This window comes from Pleurocapsa sp. PCC 7319 (genome assembly GCF_000332195.1).
GTDB lineage: Bacteria > Cyanobacteriota > Cyanobacteriia > Cyanobacteriales > Xenococcaceae > Waterburya.
On sequence record NZ_KB235922.1, the window covers coordinates 1582609 to 1599959 of the forward strand.

Sequence of the window (17351 nt, forward strand, 5' to 3'; positions counted from 1 at the left end):
ATGGCTAATGGCTAATGGCTAATGGCTAATGGCTAATGGCTAATGGCTAATGGCTAATGGCTAATGGCTAATGGCTAATGGCTAATGGCTAATGGCTAATGGCTAATGGCTAATGGCTAATGGCTAATGGCTAATGGCTAATGGCTAATGGCTAATGGCTAATGGCTAATGGCTAATGGCTACAAATCAATTCTGACGTTCACTAACAAATTAGTGAGTCCTGCTACTTTTTCACTGGATTCTGGATCTAATTTGACTTTCACTTCGACGACTTTGGCATCGATGTTGGCTGTAGGATCGGTATTAACTACTTCTTGTCGTTCGACTTCTAAACCAATACGTTCTACTGTGCCGGTAAGTTTTTCGGCGATCGCGCTGCTAGATACTGTTACCTTTTGTCCTAGCTTGACTTTTCCAATGTCACTTTCGTAAACTTCAGCTATGGCATACATCCAATCGGTTTGTCCAATTCTCACAATACCTTCATTGCTGGAAACGACTTCCCCTGGACGGGTGAGAATTTTTATTACTGTCCCTGGTTGGGGAGACTTGATATATGCTCGCTCTAATTCTGCCTGAGCAGTTTTGACTGCTGCTTGGGTATGTCTCACTTCGGCTTCGGCTACTGCAATATCTACTGGGCGAACTTCAGCGATTTTGTCTAATGTCGCTTTGGCTTCGGCAATCTGCTCTTGTTGAGAAGATTTAATCCGATTTAGATTGGCCTGAGCTTCTGCAAGTTGTTCTTTGGCAGTTGCTAAGGTTAGATATTTACTATCTTTTTCCGAGGCTGAAATTGCGCCATCTTGATAGAGATTTTGGTAGCGTTGATATTCGACTTCGGCATTGTTTAATTCGGCTTTTATTCTCGAAACTGTTGCTGTTTGCGCCATGATATCGTTACGGCTTTCAGCCTCGATACGAGCGATCGCTGCTTGTTGAGCCCTGATTTCTCCTGTTTTCGCCCCCGCTCTGACCTGAGCTAAATTTGCCTCTGCCACTCTTACTTGTTCTTGAGCTTGATTCAATGCTGCTACTAAGCGATCGCGACTATCTAATACTGCAATCACATCTCCTTTTTGGATTTTGTCTCCCTGCTTGACTAACAACTCTTCCAAGCGATCCCCTTCCGAGGAGGAGGAAACTGATACTTGAATTATTTCTCCACTTGGTTCCAACCTACCTAATGCTGTAACAGTTTTAATTTCTGGCACTACTGGGGGTGACACTTCCGGTTGAGAAATAGTAGTTTGACGCAATCTGTAGACTGTTACACTACCAAGAATTAAAGCCAAACCGATCGCGATAGCAGGTAAATTTTTGATCGGAGGTTTCAATGATTTAGTTTTATTGTCTGCGATGTAGTTCATGGCAATTAATTTTGCTGGCAACTAAACTGTTTAGTTCAATTACTATTATAATAAAACTAAACCGAGTAGTTTAGCAACAGTTTAATTAAAATGAACCAGCCAGAAATATTTCAACGGCACTTGAAATTACCAGGTTGTCTTAATCTAAGAGAATTAGGAGGTTACACTACTTCTGAAGAAAAACAAATTAGATGGCGTACCTTGTTGCGTAGCGATAGCTTGCATCGTTTACCTTCCTCTAGTCAGCAACATTTGCTCGATTACGGAATAAGAACAATTATCGATCTGCGGAGTCCGTCTGAAGTTAGTAGTAGGAAATATGCTCTGAGCCAAATCCCAGAGATTAAATATTTCAATTTACCTCTGATAGATGATAGAAGTCAGGTTGAATTCATTAAAAACAAAAGACTGTTTGAACATAATCGTTTCTTTTTAGAAAAGCGATCGCCAGTAATTAAAAACATTCTGGAGACTATTGCTTGTCAAAAAACCGCAGTGGTTATTCACTGTGCAGCAGGAAAAGATCGAACAGGAATCATAATTGCTTTATTGTTAGCATTAGCCAATGTTTCCGTAGAAACCATAGCCGAAGATTATCAATTGAGCGATCGCTATTTAGCTTTTATGTATGACAAGATACGCCAGCAAGCAATTAAAGAGGGATTTGCTCATTTGTTAGAATCTTCACCGCAAACCATAATTGATACATTTGCTTATCTCGATCGCAACCATGGTGGAGTTAATAGCTATTTAGCCTGTATTGGGATAGATTCAGCAAAACGTATTCAGCTTAAAACCATGCTGGTGCTATAAATTAGGAAAAAATGAATAAAACAACAATCAAAAATTTTGAAAGTTCTAAATCAGAAGCTAAAGCTCGGGCAATTCTTCAAGGTGCCATGCAAGAGTTTCTGGCTAATGGTTACGCTGCTACTAGCATGGACAAAATAGCCAAAACCGCAGGGGTTTCTAAAGCTACTGTTTATAGTCACTTTGGTGATAAGGAAAGCTTATTTAATGCGGTAATGCAAGATTTAGTCAAGGATAAATTTCAGAAAGTCATGGGTTTACAGGAACCTCAATCCCTAGCCCAAGACCCCAAAATTGTTCTATCCGCAATGGCAACCAGGATGTTAGAGAATGCTAAAAGCGATCGCGCTTTTCATGATTTTATTCGCATTATTATCGGCGAATCGGGACGTTTTCCCGAACTGGCTAAGGCATATGTTAATAACCTGGCTAAACCAGCCATAAAAACCTTAACTAAATACTTTGAATCCCATCCGAAACTAAATCTAGACGATCCAGAAGCCACTGTCAGGGTAATGATCGGTAGCCTAGTTTATTTTGTCATGTTACAAGAAATGCTTCACGGTAAAGATATTTTGCCCCTACCAGATGAGCGCCTGGTCAATACTTTGACGGAATTAATCACTCAAAATTGAGAAGGACTCTCTTCCAACTGAAACAGGGGAATTCCTGGGGAATAGGGAATAGATCAATCCACGTAAACTATGGTTAGAATAACCCATTAATTAGTTAATAATAATTTTTTATCTAAAGTATCCTAATTGTGCTTAAACTATAGATTGTTAAAAGAAGCAGCTTAAAATTAAGATTAGCCGAGAGTGCAGCATCATGAGTGATATAGCCAAGAAACCAATCGGAATTATCGGAGCTTCTGGATATGGTGGAGTTCAATTAGTCAGACTTTTATTAGAACATCCTGGGGTCGAAATTGTTTATCTTGGAGGAGATAGCACTGCTGGGAAGCGATATGGTTCTATTTATCCTCATCTAGCTCATTGCGTCGATCTGAGTATTGAGAAAATTGATTTAGATCGAGTTGCTGCTAGTTGTGAGGCTGTTTTCCTTGGTTTGCCAAATGGTTTAGCTTGCGACATTGCTCCTACTCTCATAGACAAAGGCTGCAAAGTATTAGACCTTTCGGCGGACTATCGTTTTGACAATTTAGATACATATACCGCCTGGTATAAAAAAGAACGAGAAGATCAGGCGATCGCGGCTACGGCAGTTTATGGTTTACCTGAGCTACATCGCCAGCAGATAGAACAATCAGAGTTAATCGGTTGTCCTGGCTGTTACCCTACCGCCAGCTTATTAGCCCTGGCACCACTATTCAAACAAGGTTTGATCGAACCGTCAACGGCAATTATTGATGCTAAATCAGGTACATCTGGGGGAGGTCGTCAAGCTAAAATCAATATGCTGTTAGCTGAAGCTGATAATTCTCTAGGTGCTTATGGGGTAGCCAACCATCGTCACACTCCAGAAATTGAACAAATTTGCAGCTCTTTAGCTCGTCAAGAAGTTAGAGTACAATTTACTCCACACTTAATCCCAATGGTGAGAGGTATACTATCGACAGTTTATGCCACTCTGCGGGATCCCGGTCTAGTTAGAGAGGACTTGATTACTATTTACACGGCTTTTTATCGTTCCTCCCAATTTGTCAAAATTTTACCGAATGGTGTTTATCCTCAAACTAAATGGGCTTGTGGAACAAATTTAGCTTACATCGGTATTCAGGTTGATGATCGTACAGGGAGAGTGATCGTCATGTCGGCTATTGATAATTTAATCAAAGGTCAAGCTGGTCAGGCAGTTCAGTGTTTGAACTTGATGATGGGATGGGATGAAGCTCTTGGTTTACCACAACTTAGTTTTTATCCCTAAAATTTTCTTCGCTCCTTTAAGTTATTGACTATTGGTGTCAAACTAGGAAATGTCAGTTAGAGTAAAGCTCTGACTATTACCTATTTTTCACTAGTCGTTGAGCATGAATCGCCAAATTAGGTTGTTTTTAATCAATAGTTTATTAATATTTGGCTTATCATCACCCGTTAATGCTGAAACTGTACTAGAGCAAATTCAACGTACTGGAATTTTAAGAATTGCCATCAGAGAAGATGCTGCTCCATTTGGGTATTTAGATGATAATGGTAAATTACAAGGATATTGCTTAGACTTCTTTGCTCTGTTGCGACAGCGGTTAATTAGCAATTTAGAGCGTAATACCTTAAGTATTAAACTACTAAAGTCTAACTCTAGAAACCGCTTCACTCTGGTTAGGAATAATATTGTGGATTTAGAATGTGGTCCTAATACTATTCGCTCCGATATTCCTGAACAGACTAGTTTTTCCGATGTTTTTTTTGTTACGGGAACTCAATTTTTAATCAAGAAAAATAATCGCGTTAATCTTAAAATACAGCAAAATTTAGCTAAAATTCAGCCAGATTTAGCAGATTTAAGAATTGGTGTCATTGGTAATACTACCACAGAAGAATTTATCAAAGACCGTTATCCTTCGGCAACGCTACTCAAACTTAGTGGAGTTACAGGGAGAGTTAGAGGGATACAAGCTGTAAGGCAGGGTAGAATTGATGCTATGGTGAGCGATGGCATTTTGTTGAGAGCTGAAGCGCAACAATTAGGATTATCTGCTACTGAATATCCCTTAATACCCGAGACCCCTTTGACATGCGATCGCTATGGAATGATCATTAAAGGTCAGGACTCTCAGTGGCAAGATTTTATTAATTCTGTAATCAATAGTTCAGCAGCAACAGAATTGTATAACTCTTGGTTTGGTCGGCTATTTAGCTATACTCAAGCTGCTGAAGATTTCTGTGATTTGGAAAAATTACCATAAACAATTCACCAAAAAAAGCTCTAAGTCTTAAGCTTTAAGCTCTAATGGCGATCGCTAGTAAGGGATCTGAAGTTAATTTTGCCAGTAATATCAAGTACGGATAATTAATTGAAATAAACAGGCTTATTGCAGACCTAAAAAACTTATTACTTGTTACTTGTTACTTGTTACTTGTTACTTGTTACTTGACCTCATTCTTAGTTTAAGTATTCAACCGAACTTGATATAACCCTCTTCTGTCAGACTCCGAGATTTAAGAGTAGGAAATAAGAAGATTTATCCAGAAAGAGGCAGTGTTGTTAATTGATTGATGCTATCAATTAAGTTATGTAATCCTAGCAATAAAGAAGAATTAGGAAATATCTCTAGCCAAGGAAAAATTAACCACAAAAGAAGGCTTGGTTGAATCAGAAGACGAAAATTATTCAAAACATTCTTCCATCCAGTTTGATAATTCCATTGTGGATGAGTAGTAAAACTAGCTGAGATTTCTGTTTGATGATTTTGACTATCAGATGTATTCAAAGATAAGAAAACTTGGGTATTTAAACTAATCATCAAATAGGTACTCATGACAATTTCCCACCATCTATTAATTTCAGCAAAATTAGTAAATCGATAATCAGTCCAACCAAGTTCTTGTTTGCATTGTCGAAAAGCATATTCCACCCATGTTCTTAATCCATATAAGTTACCAAGAGTCTTTTTCATCTTACTTTTAGTGTCTTGAATATTGGTCATAACAAAAGAAGTAGAATTCTCTGGCATGGTTTCTGTATCAGTGGTTAATTGCCAATAAGTTATGTGATGTCTTTTACCATAAATGATTTCGCGAATATATCTATTTTCAGATTTTTGATTGCTAAAAGTTCTGGTAAATTTACACCATTTATTAGCTCTTACTCTTTGATTGTTAGGCATCCAGACTCCGTGATTACTTCTAATGGAGACAATCCACGGTAATTTGTATTTATTCAAAGTTGAGAGAAAATTACTGGCTTCGCCATATAGACTATCTGCCAATACTAATTCGATATTGAATCCAAATTCTACTAATTCTGTAATAATTATTGATGCTAGTTCAATCTTCGTTTTATACTTATCTTCTGGTTTTAGTGTTCCTTTTGGCTTGAATATTTTAAATATTAAGGGAAAAGTAACATTTTCATAGACTCCATAAGCGTTTACTGAGACAATACCGCTATCTATTTTACCTACACTTCCTAAATACTGTTTGGCAACATAATCAGTTTTTTTCCTTTCTTTCTATCTCCTGTTTCATCAATTATCACTGTAATTTTTTTCTCTTTTAAAGCTTTAATCGTCAATTCCAATCTTTTCTGCTTTAAATCTTCTACTGACCAAGGCGAGTTAGCTATAAAATGATGTAACGATTGGGGTGATGATATTCCCACTACCTTTGCTATTTCTGGCAATGACTTCCTTTTAATTGGTGAGATAATACCTTGATGTAAATATTTGAAACATTCGTAACTTCTAACTTCAGGAAATAGGTCATGATAAGCAAAGCAATATTGGTCAATGATTGATATTGTCGGGCGAGCATCTCGTTTCAAATGTTTGAGAATCTGTAGCTCCACATCCATTGCTCTGGTTACCTTTTACTTGTCTTCTGATTGATTTAATTATAATTCTTTTTTCGGAGTCTGACAGAAGAGGGATAATTCCTCTCCCGCTGGCTTATTACTATTCTAGGCATTGTTGTTAGTCAAGACGGCTCTCAACTAGCGGAAAAGCGCTTCTAACCAAAGCGCGCCCCTCGATCAGCTATTTGGATTGATATTATCAACTGGAACACTACTGCAATCGCTGTCAGAGTTGGGAGATTGAAATTCTGAATTCTCGTTTGCTCAAAAGCTACGAACATAATATTCTGATAATAAATTGCTATTCGTATCAAGTATCTAAAATGATAGGCTATCGGCGCTGGGGTTGGTTATTACTTGTTGCTAGTTTATCCTGTATCTGTATCGCAACAATATTTCCCTTTGAATTTTCCATTCCAGAAGGATTATCTTGGCAATTTGTTATTGAGGAGTTTAATTTTGGTAGTAGTGTTAAAGATTATTTGCAGAATATTCTCTTGTTTATTCCTTTGGGGATTAGTTTAGGAATAGTTCTTACTCCCAAACAACCAAAAGTTTGGATAATATTAGGCAGTTTATTCACTAGTGCTATTTTATCTACTACTATCGAGCTGACTCAGTTTTTGCTACCAACTCGTGTTTCTAACCTAACAGATATTATTTATAACAGTCTGGGTGGAACTTTAGGAGGAGTTTTATACTATTGGCGCATCCATATTATTCAGTTTTTTAGTGGAATCTTGACTGGGAATCCTCATAAACTGAGCTTAAAATCTTTGCTAATTGCTATAGTAAGCTATTGTTCCCTAGTTATTCTAGGGATTTGGGTGTTATTGATTAGTGTTAATTTATCCAATTGGGATGAAGATTATTATCTAGCAATTGGTAATGAGGTAACAGGCGATCGCCCTTGGAATGGATATATTCAGAGTCTTTATATTTGCGATCGCAGTTTAAATCAGCAAGAAGTAACCAAAGTTTTTGACTATCCAGATTCTTTTTTTTCTCAGTTACCAAGTTTAGTAACATCTTTAGAATTTCACGATTATCGGAATCTTGATCAAGATCAAAGTCAGCAGCTTCCCGATTTAACATGGCAAAAGACATTATCTTTATCGGCGATAGATAATAGTTCTGATAATTTGGCAAAAAATATAGGTAATAAAAAACATCTCAATCAAACAGTATTATTCAGTCAAGAACGATGGCTAAAAACTGAGGAACCAGCAGTTTCATTAAATAGCAAATTAAAAGACACTGACGAATTTAGTATCAGCTTAATTCTTGCTACTAATAAAATTAATCAATTTGGACCAGCTAGAATCATCTCTCTATCTGATGGCATCTATGCCCAAAATATGATTATTGGACAACAGAGAAGTGATTTTAATTTTCGTATCCGAACCCCGATCACAGGGAGTAATGCTACTCAACCAGAATTTATTATCCCGAATATATTTAGCGATCAAAGTTTTCATCATATTTTAATTACTTTTTCCAAGAAAAAATTAAGATTTTATATCGATCAACCTGAAAATCAATATTTTTTTGAATTTACTCCGGCAACTAGTTTTTTAATATATTTTCCTTGGGAGAAACGACCCTGGATAATTAATTTACAAGACTTTGACCTTTTAAAATACCAGCAATTATTCTATACAATAATCATCATTCCCTTAGCGATTTTAATTATTATACTGATATATTATTTGCTGATTAAATATTTACTATTTAAATGATAAAATACCGCAGTTTAATTTATTGGTTGCTTATTTCTAGCTTTGCTAGTATATGTTTTGCAACAATTTTTCCCTTTAATTTTACTGTCCCAGAATCTTTATCCTGGCAAAGCGTATTTAAACAGTTTTATTGGGCTACTAATATCAAAGATTATATCAGAAATATTTTATTGTTTATTCCTTTGGGAATTGGTTTGGCTGGAACTATATCTATCAAAAAATTCAACTATTATCAAATTATTATTATTACTTTATTTATTAGTGCAATTTTATCTACCAATATTGAACTAATTCAGATTTTGTTGCCCAGTCGATTTTCTAGTATGTCTGATATTATTTGTAATAGTCTTGGTGGAGCTTTAGGAGGAATTCTATATTGTTGGCGTAGCGATATTATTCATTTTATTTATGCCATCTTGAGAGGAGATACTACACAAATAAATTTAAAGCAATTAGCCATTGTCATAGCAAGCTATTGTTTAGTAATTACATTGTCTATCTGGTTTTTAAAAATCAATATCAATCTGAGTAACTGGGATGATGATTACTATCTGGCAATTGGCAGTGAAGTTACAGGTAAGACTGCATGGAAAGGATATATGACCAGTTTATATATTTGCGATCGCAGTTTAGATAATCAAGAAGTAATTCAGGCATTTGAACAGACTCATACATTTTTTTCTCAATTACCTAGTTTAGTAACCTCATTAGTATTTCTTGATGAGCAAGAAAAATACAGTGACAATACTCAGCAATTACCTGACTTGGTTTGGCAAAGCGAATTGACTTTACCTCAAACAAATTATGTATCAAATAGCTTGGCTAATAGTGATGATCTTGACTATCAGATACATCACAATAAAACTGTTTCATTTAAGCGAGAAAAAAGCTTGAAAACTGAGTTTCCTGCCTTTTCACTGAACAAAAAGCTAAAACAATCTAATGAATTTAGTTTGAGTTTAACTGCAGCGAGTAACCGCTTAAAACAGGTCGGTCCTGCAAGGATTATTTCTTTAGCAGAAAGTATATCTGAGCGTAATTTGATGATAGGACAAGAAAAAAGAAATTTAACTTTTCGTGTACGAACACCCACTACAGGAGATACTGCTGCTCAACCAGAATTTATCATTCCTAATATCTTCGATGATTACAATTTACACCAAATATTAATTACTTATACCCAAGGGAAGTTGACTTTTTACATCGATCAACCAAGCCATCAATACAACTATGAATTTAGACCATCGACTACCTATGTGTTTTATCTTCCTTGGACAATTAATGGATGGCGAGTTAATCTGCGGGACTTTAACCTTTTACAATCGCAGTTTACTTTTTATGGAATTATTTTGTTGCCTTTAGCAATCTTGATTAATGCATCAATATTGTTATTAATCAGTTCCAATTCACCATATAGCCGTACAAAGTTACATTAGGACAAGTTTATTTGATTGCTCGTAAGTAATAAGTAATACTCAGATCTTGCACCAGTACAAAAAAACTAAATAATTAGCTGTTGGTAATCAATTTATTACCCTTTTTCCTTTAACCTTTACCCCTTTCCCTGATAAAACAAATCAGTTACAGATTAGGTGCAAGATCTGAGTAATAAGTAATGAGTAATGAGTAATGAGTAATGAGTAATGAGTAATGAGTGTCCTAATAAAAGTCCGTATTGCTATACTTACCTGACCGGATAATTCGTAGGGAGCAAACTCCTAGCTTCACCTATGAGTCTCAGAAGTCCTAATAGATGTCTCAAGAAAATTATGTGTGAGAAATTTCTCATATAACCTTCATGTTGCTTTCATTGAATTTGGTGAGAGTATGTAAATTGGTTCTAATAGTCATTGATAATCTTCCCTCGCACACTACTCCAATTCTCCATGAACACTACATTAGTCGAACGGGTAATTAATAAGTCAGTGAGAATCGCCACTAATCCGATTAGAATTATGCCCAGTTTTATCATTACTGGTGCTAAGAAATGTGGTACAACTTCTCTATTTCATTATTTGAGTGAACATCCTAATATAGGAGCACCAATTAAGAAAGAAATTTCTTATTTTGATATAAACTTTGCCAAAGGGAACCAATGGTATAAAAGTTTTTTCCCCATATCATTACCTGGAAATGAATCGCCATATTTAATTACAGGAGAAGCAACCGCTAATTATATTTGTCATCCCCAAGCCCCTCAAAGAATTGCCAAGATTTTACCCCAAGTTAAGCTAATAGCATTACTCAGAAATCCAGTTGATCGAGCTTACTCGCATTATCACCACACTAAAAGAATTGGTAGAGAAGACCTTTCTTTTGAAGAAGCTCTCAAGCAAGAAGATTTTAGAGTTAAACAAATCGAACAAATTGAAAACAATAGTTTTAATTTTATTAGTAATCATCACGGGGCTTATAATTATACCTATTTATCTTCAGGATTATATGCAGAACAGCTAGAAAACTGGTTTGCTCATTTTGATGAAAAACAATTCTTGATTTTAAAAAGCGAAGATTATTTTAGTCATCCTGAGATAATCTTCCAACAGGTACTTGATTTTCTAGAATTACCTAATTGGTCTCCTAAACGATTTAAAAAATATAACTATAACGCCTATCCTCAAAAAATGGATTCTAATACTAGAAAACATTTGATTGAATATTTCCAACCACATAACGAAAAATTATATGAGCTGTTAGGAGTTGATTTTGGTTGGAATAAATAGAAGTAAAGATTGAGTTAAGCTCATCCCACGCATAAATGACGTGGGATTTCATATGTGTGCTTCACGAATGTTGCTGGTTGCTGCAATGATAATTTCATCCACTCCTAAACGATCTGCAAGCTCAAAGTAACAATTAATAGTTTTTAGACAATTTGAAAAACTAGATTACCCGCAGGGCTTGCACTCGAATGGGTGTACGCTGAGTCCTACGGACTTGCTTCGCAACCGCGATTGGTTCCGTCACCGCAATCATGCGATTGGGCTTCGCGATTGGGCTCTGCCCAGCGCCAAAGGCGATTACCCGCAGGGTACGCTTCGCGATCGCTAATCTAAATTTAGATGCAAATACTCTCGCTCCTAATTTGCCATCTCTTTTTCGCGATTTAATGATATCAAAGCTCTTTCGTTTGTTTCTCTGCACCATAATCATGTGGATGGAATGAGTACCTATATTGATCGCTGCTAACTTTATTCATCAAATTTACCGCCTAACACTACGCTTGTAGCTAATAAAAATTTTATACTCTGTATCTGATTGATCGTAAAACTCCTGCGGTTTTCCTTTTGATCAATCAAGGTGGCGATCGCTTGTAAGATTTCCTGCTCTGAATATTGGCTAAAGTCGATATCTGGTCTGGTTACTCTGATTGCCCTCTCAATAGTTTTTGATTGGCACTGCTCCTGCAAGTAAAGCAATGCACCGTACCAGTTTTGGTGCAGTAGAAAATGTAATTTGTGTTCTAGCTCAGTCACTTTAAATAAGCCAAGTAAGATTCTTCGTATATTCTCACAATTTACAAATAAATGAAGTAATTTGGTTTACTTAGCTTTTTTACGTATGTTTAGCTGCTTTTGAGAGATTATAAGGCATATTTATTCTAAATACTAACTATCTCTTCCTAAAAATTCGCTTAAATAAAAACATACGCTACCGTATTGACAGTGTGTTTTTTATTGTCTAAAATAAAAACATACGTTGCCGTATGGAAAGAGAATTGGCTTTAACAAAAACAGACTGGATTAATGCCGGATGGCTACTTATGGCAAATCAAGGAGTCGCCGCCGTCAAAGTGGAAGTATTAGCTCGTCAATTGGAGGTAAGTAAAGGTAGTTTTTATTGGCATTTTAAAAACCGCCAAGAATTACTCGAAGGAATTTTGCAGCGTTGGGAAAATGAAACTTTGTGGCTAATTGAAGAATCACAACAAGAGCCTACTCCTAAAGAGCAGATCGTCAAACTATTTACTTTGGCAGAGGAATTGTGCAACCAGCCCGATCCCGAAACAGCTATTGTTATTTGGGCAAATCAAGAGCCAGCAGTACAAGATCGAGTACGCATTGTCGAAACTATGCGGGTTAACTATCTGAATCAATTGCTGCAAGACTATGGTTTTGATGCAGTAGAAGCAAGACATAAAGCAGAGATCGGCTACTTCGCTTTTATAGGTTTTTGGGAGCGTACTGAAAGAGATCAGGAATTCGATCTCAGCTTTAAAGAGTTTGGTGAATTTTTAATCAGCTTGCTGTTATCTCCAGTGAAAAAGATGAATAAATAATTGCTATAAGACTTATGGATAGACTTAAAAAATTACCACTAAATAACCAATTAATTATTATCTCTTGTTTGGCTGGATTAGCACTTGTCAGCGCGACAACTATATATACCTTAAGTCAAACTGCTACTCAAGAAGAAACTGAAACGGTTCAGCTTCAGCCAATTAATGCCGTAACAGCATTGGGGAGAATTGAACCTCAGGGAAAGATGATACAGCTTTCTCCCTCACCAGATCTAGGAGGAGCAAAAATAGCTAAGCTACTAGTAGAAGAGGGCGATCGCGTTAAATCAGGACAAACTATTGCTTTAGTAGATAATTATAGGCGTGCCAGTGCAGCGGTAGAGTTAGCACGTCAAGAACTGAAAATAGCTAAAGCCGACTTAGCCATCATTCAAGCAGGAGCCAAACAAGGAGATATCGACGCTCAAGCAGCCAATCTCAAACAAGTTAAGGCACGGCTAGAAGGAGAGATTGCAGCAGATCGAGCAGAAATAGCTCGGTTACAAGCACAACTCCGTACAGAAATCTCAGAAAAACAGGCAACAAGAGATCGCCTCAAGGCAGAATTACAGAACGCAGCAAGTGAGTTCAAACGTTACCAAAAATTAGCCCAAGAAGGTGTAATCTCAGAATCAGAATTAGATTCTCGCCGTTTAGCAGTAGATACAGCCCAAAAAGCGGTTGCTGAAGCCCAGGCTAGTTATAATCGGACCCTCGATACTCTGCAACAACAAATCAATCAAGCTCAAGCGATCGCGCTTCAAAATAAAAGCACTCTTCAAGAACAAATTCTAGAAGCAGAAGCTACTCTAGATAGCATTGGTGAAGTCAGGGAAGTAGATGTAATTAAAGCCCAGTCCGAAGTAGACAGAGCGATCGCCGCTCTACAACAAGCTGAAGAAGACTTAGAACTTACTAGCGTCAAAGCACCTACAGATGGACAAATCATCAAAATTACTACTTATCCTGGAGAAATAGTTGGCGACGATGGAGTAGTAGAATTTGCTCAAACCAGCAGGATGATGGTGGTTGCTGAAGTCTATGAAAGTGATATTCGCAAAGTCAAACTGGGACAAACCGCCTACATCAAGAGTGAAACAGGAGCGTTTAAGGGAGAAGTTACAGGTAAAGTTAGTCAAATTGGTTTAAAAATTGGCAAACAAGATGTCTTAAATACCGATCCTGCTGCTGATGTCGATAGCAGAGTAGTAGAGGTCAACATACACCTCGATGCTGAAACTAGTAGTCGAATTTCTCATCTAACTAATTCCAAAGCGATGGTCAAGATTAATTTATAGCCTTACAAAGTTACGTTAGAACCAGTTTATTTGATTGCTCGTAAGTAAAGGTGCGACCCCCTAAAGGGTTCGACAGTTCCTTCAAGCGGGGGAACCCCGCCAACGGACTGTCTCACCGCGTCGACGTAAGGCGTTTACCTAGGAGCGTTATCTGGGCAAGGGAATGCGCACCTCCCGAAGGGTGAGTAACGAGTAACGAGTAACGAGTAATGAGTCTCCTAATAAAAGTTCGTATTGCTATATAACGGCTCTTAGCTATTAAAAATCAACAATTAACAATTAACAAGCAACAAAAATGAAAACTCCTCTTTCTTGGTTACAGTTAAGCCATGAAAAAGCCCGTTTATTAATTGCTTTAGCGGGGATTGGTTTTGCTGATATGCTGATGTTTATTCAGCTAGGTTTTCAGGCAGCTTTGTTTGATAGTAGCGTTACTTTTCATAAAGCGTTGCAGGGTGATATATTTCTGATGAGTCCTCAGTCTGATGCTTTAGGCTTTACTGAACCTTTTTCTGAAAGACGCTTGTATCAATCAGCGGCAGTTGACCAGGTAGAATCAGTAGTTCCTATTTATCTTAATTATGGCTCTTGGAAAAATCCTATAGAGCGCAATACTCGCACTATTTTAACTATTGGTTTTAATCCGGCTCAAAATCCGGTCAACTTTCCAGGAATCAAAGAAAATATTGACCAGATCAAACTTCCTGATGTAGTTTTATTCGATAAGCAATCGCGGGCAGAATTTGGCGCAATTGCCGAATTACTACAACAAAATGGAACAGTAAAAGCGGAAGTCTCTTCTCGTAAAGTGACAGTGCGGGGATTATTTTCCATGGGTGCTTCTTTTGCTGCTGATGGCAATATTATTACCAGTGATACTAACTTTTTACGTTTATTTGACGATCGCCAAAAGGGATTGATTGATGTCGGGATTATCAACCTCAAACCAGGAACGGATATAGAATTAGCGAAAGCTAACCTCAAGGCTAAATTACCCCAAGATGTCGAAATATTTGATCGCGAGGAATTTATTCAGGAAGAAATATCTTACTGGCAAAATGCTACTGCCATTGGCTTTATTTTTACTTTAGGTACAGCAATTGGTTTTGTGGTTGGTACAGTTATTGTTTACCAAATTCTCTATACTGATGTGGCAAATCACTTATCAGAGTATGCCACTCTCAAAGCAATGGGATACAGAGATAGTTATTTTGTAATTTTAGTATTTCAAGAAGCGGTAATTTTGGCCGTATTAGGTTTTTTACCAGGCTATGCGATCGCAACTGGATTATATAGTCTGGCAGCAGGAGCAACGGCTTTACCTCTAGCCATGACGGTTAATCGAGCAACAACTGTCTTAATTCTTACCGTTATTATGTGCTGTGCTTCTGGTAGTGTTGCTGTCAGAAAATTAAGCGCAGCAGATCCTGCTGACATTTTTTAACATTTACCAAGTATATAGCAGTGTTTTCGCGGGAAATTAACGAGATGAATTAAATGCAAATATCTATATTTGATTTTTCAATCATTTAAGTTTTTATCTAATCTAAAACTATTAGATTACTTATTACTTATTGCTAATATTTATAAAAATTGTGATTTGAACTATTGTTACTATGCAAAATGTAAATTATCTTTGTTGGTTTAGATTGATAGTACTAATATAAAATATAAGTATACTTGGCTTAACTGACAATAGTGGAAATGAGACAGACCATAATTAATATGGGTTTAAAAAAAACTGTTTTAGTAGTTACAATATTATCTATATTATCATCTCTTATTGTTGCAGAAATCATTGTTATAATTTGTGGAAAGCAACTATATTTATACAATTGGATTATAACTATTATTATTCCTGCTATTGTTGCTCCTGTCATGTCTTATTTTCAAGTAAAGTTAATATTTGAAATTGATTCTCTTGAAAAACAAGTACGTAAGCTTGTCATTTACGATCAATTAACTGGAGCATTTAATAGAAGTTTTTTTCTTGAAAGAGCCAAAGATATTATTTCTACTGCTAAGCATGAAAATAAATGGATCTATGTCATTATGATGGACTTAGATAAATTTAAAAATATCAATGATAGATATGGACATCAAGCAGGAGATCTGGTTCTACAAAAGGCTGGTGAATTATGTAGAAAACATCTAAGAAAAGCAGATTATTTTGGCAGGTATGGGGGTGAAGAATTTATCTTGATTCTCAAAGATTGTGATCAAAAAGAAGCGATTAAAGTTATTGAAAGAATTCGGATGTCAATTAGTAATGCGCAAGTTGAACATGAAAATCATAATATAATATTTACAGCAAGTTTTGGTATATCTAGCTCTCAGATTTTTGCTGATGATCCACAAGAGAATTTGAGTATGCTAATTAAATTCGCCGATCAAGCATTGTATGAAGCTAAAAACAATGGCAGAAACTGTAGTGTGGTTTATCAATATACAAAGTAAAATAAATCTAATGTTTTTGAAAAAATAAATAATGTATTATTGAAAGAATTTTGCTAAGTAAATTATGAGTACCTACAAATCAACAGCAAAAGTCGTAAATATTCAAAACTTAAATCATTTTTTTGGTGAAGGCAAGTTAAAAAAGCAAATATTATTTGATATTGATTTAGTACTTAATTCGGGAGAAGTAATTATCTTAAAAGGACCTTCTGGTTCGGGAAAAACTACTTTATTAACTCTCATGGGTGGATTACGATCGGCGCAATCAGGTAGTCTCAAGGTATTTGGAGAGGAGTTAGTGGGAGCCAAGAAAAACAAGCTAGTACAAACTAGAAAAAATATTGGCTATATTTTCCAAGCGCATAATTTACTAGCTTCTTTAACGGCGAAACAAAATGTGCAGATGTCCTTGGAATTACATGACGAAATTAAAAGTTCGGAAGTGGAACAAAGAGCGATCGCTTTGCTATCGTCTGTTGGTTTAGAGGAACATATCGATTATCATCCCCAGAATCTCTCAGGAGGTCAAAAACAACGGGTTGCGATCGCTCGTGCCTTAGTTTCCCATCCCAAAATAGTCTTAGCTGATGAACCTACAGCAGCATTGGATAGTAAATCTGGACGAGATGTAGTGGAATTAATGCAGCAATTAGCCAGAGAACAAGGCTGTACTATTTTGATTGTGACTCACGATAATCGTATTCTCGATGTTGCTGATCGCATTGTTGAACTAGAAGACGGCAGAATTACCCTCGATACTCAACAGTGAACAGGTTTCAATTTCTCCTTTGGGTACAATCCAAGCTGCCTAGTTTCTCCTTGAGCCTTCGTTGGCGACCGCTTTCGCTTCTCTTTTGGGAGACCTTGAGAGGTTGACCTTTAAATCCCGCTACCAGATAGACCTCATCCATTCTTTTCTACAATG

14 protein-coding genes and 1 pseudogene are annotated in these 17351 nt (G+C 36.6%); 12 read left to right on the top strand and 3 right to left on the bottom strand.

The window, feature by feature from the left end; genetic code table 11:
• Positions 1-179: 179 nt before the first annotated feature.
• Entirely contained in the window at positions 180-1370 is a 1191-nt protein-coding gene (locus PLEUR7319_RS0111150; RefSeq protein WP_019505306.1) for an ABC exporter membrane fusion protein, read from the bottom strand.
• A gap of 90 nt (positions 1371-1460) precedes the next feature.
• On the opposite strand from PLEUR7319_RS0111150, the gene PLEUR7319_RS0111155 reads away from it, so the two are divergent.
• The 4 genes from PLEUR7319_RS0111155 to PLEUR7319_RS0111170 all read left to right on the top strand — a co-directional run bounded on the left by PLEUR7319_RS0111155 (position 1461) and on the right by PLEUR7319_RS0111170 (position 5046).
• On the top strand, positions 1461-2183 hold the full coding sequence (locus PLEUR7319_RS0111155) for a tyrosine-protein phosphatase (RefSeq protein WP_019505307.1): 723 nt from the start codon (positions 1461-1463) through the stop codon (positions 2181-2183).
• Between the two features lie 11 nt (positions 2184-2194).
• Positions 2195-2815 carry a TetR/AcrR family transcriptional regulator gene (locus PLEUR7319_RS0111160; protein WP_019505308.1) on the top strand — a complete coding sequence of 207 codons (621 nt, stop codon included), beginning with the start codon at positions 2195-2197 and terminating at the stop codon, positions 2813-2815.
• A gap of 193 nt (positions 2816-3008) precedes the next feature.
• Positions 3009-4067, top strand: coding sequence for an N-acetyl-gamma-glutamyl-phosphate reductase (gene argC / locus PLEUR7319_RS0111165; RefSeq protein WP_019505309.1), 1059 nt, complete (start codon positions 3009-3011; stop codon positions 4065-4067).
• Between the two features lie 103 nt (positions 4068-4170).
• On the top strand, positions 4171-5046 hold the full coding sequence (locus PLEUR7319_RS0111170; protein ID WP_019505310.1) for an amino acid ABC transporter substrate-binding protein: 876 nt from the start codon (positions 4171-4173) through the stop codon (positions 5044-5046).
• Positions 5047-5322: 276 nt separating this feature from the next.
• Here PLEUR7319_RS0111170 and PLEUR7319_RS34955 read toward each other — a convergent pair.
• Positions 5323-6653: pseudogene (locus tag PLEUR7319_RS34955) on the bottom strand (IS701 family transposase).
• Positions 6654-6976: 323 nt separating this feature from the next.
• Between PLEUR7319_RS34955 and PLEUR7319_RS0111180 the strand changes: the two are divergent.
• The 3 genes from PLEUR7319_RS0111180 (at position 6977) to PLEUR7319_RS0111190 (ending at position 11115) form a co-directional block, all read left to right on the top strand.
• Positions 6977-8392, top strand: coding sequence for a VanZ family protein (locus PLEUR7319_RS0111180; protein ID WP_019505311.1), 1416 nt, complete (start codon positions 6977-6979; stop codon positions 8390-8392).
• On the top strand, positions 8389-9828 hold the full coding sequence (locus PLEUR7319_RS0111185) for a VanZ family protein (RefSeq protein ID WP_019505312.1): 1440 nt from the start codon (positions 8389-8391) through the stop codon (positions 9826-9828). The genes PLEUR7319_RS0111180 and PLEUR7319_RS0111185 overlap by 4 nt, the downstream gene beginning before the upstream one ends.
• Positions 9829-10278: 450 nt before the next feature.
• Positions 10279-11115 (top strand): sulfotransferase domain-containing protein, encoded by an 837-nt coding sequence (locus PLEUR7319_RS0111190; RefSeq protein WP_144054288.1) that lies wholly within the window; start codon positions 10279-10281, stop codon positions 11113-11115.
• Positions 11116-11583: 468 nt separating this feature from the next.
• On the opposite strand, the gene PLEUR7319_RS0111200 is transcribed toward PLEUR7319_RS0111190, so the two are convergent.
• A complete protein-coding gene (locus PLEUR7319_RS0111200) occupies positions 11584-11868 on the bottom strand; it encodes a hypothetical protein (RefSeq protein WP_019505315.1) in 285 nt (94 codons plus the stop codon).
• A 242-nt stretch (positions 11869-12110) separates the two neighbouring features.
• On the opposite strand from PLEUR7319_RS0111200, the gene PLEUR7319_RS0111205 reads away from it, so the two are divergent.
• The 5 genes from PLEUR7319_RS0111205 (at position 12111) to PLEUR7319_RS0111225 (ending at position 17195) form a co-directional block, all read left to right on the top strand.
• Positions 12111-12671, top strand: a complete 561-nt coding sequence (locus PLEUR7319_RS0111205; protein ID WP_026102451.1) for a TetR/AcrR family transcriptional regulator — start codon at positions 12111-12113, stop codon at positions 12669-12671.
• A gap of 14 nt (positions 12672-12685) precedes the next feature.
• Positions 12686-13969, top strand: coding sequence for an ABC exporter membrane fusion protein (locus tag PLEUR7319_RS0111210; protein ID WP_019505317.1), 1284 nt, complete (start codon positions 12686-12688; stop codon positions 13967-13969).
• A gap of 295 nt (positions 13970-14264) precedes the next feature.
• Complete coding sequence (gene devC / locus PLEUR7319_RS0111215) at positions 14265-15413, top strand: ABC transporter permease DevC (RefSeq protein WP_019505318.1); 1149 nt, start codon at positions 14265-14267, stop codon at positions 15411-15413.
• Positions 15414-15694: 281 nt separating this feature from the next.
• Positions 15695-16426, top strand: a complete 732-nt coding sequence (locus tag PLEUR7319_RS34960; protein WP_019505319.1) for a GGDEF domain-containing protein — start codon at positions 15695-15697, stop codon at positions 16424-16426.
• A 64-nt stretch (positions 16427-16490) separates the two neighbouring features.
• A complete protein-coding gene (locus PLEUR7319_RS0111225; protein ID WP_019505320.1) occupies positions 16491-17195 on the top strand; it encodes a DevA family ABC transporter ATP-binding protein in 705 nt (234 codons plus the stop codon).
• The last annotated feature ends 156 nt before the right edge of the window (positions 17196-17351 follow it).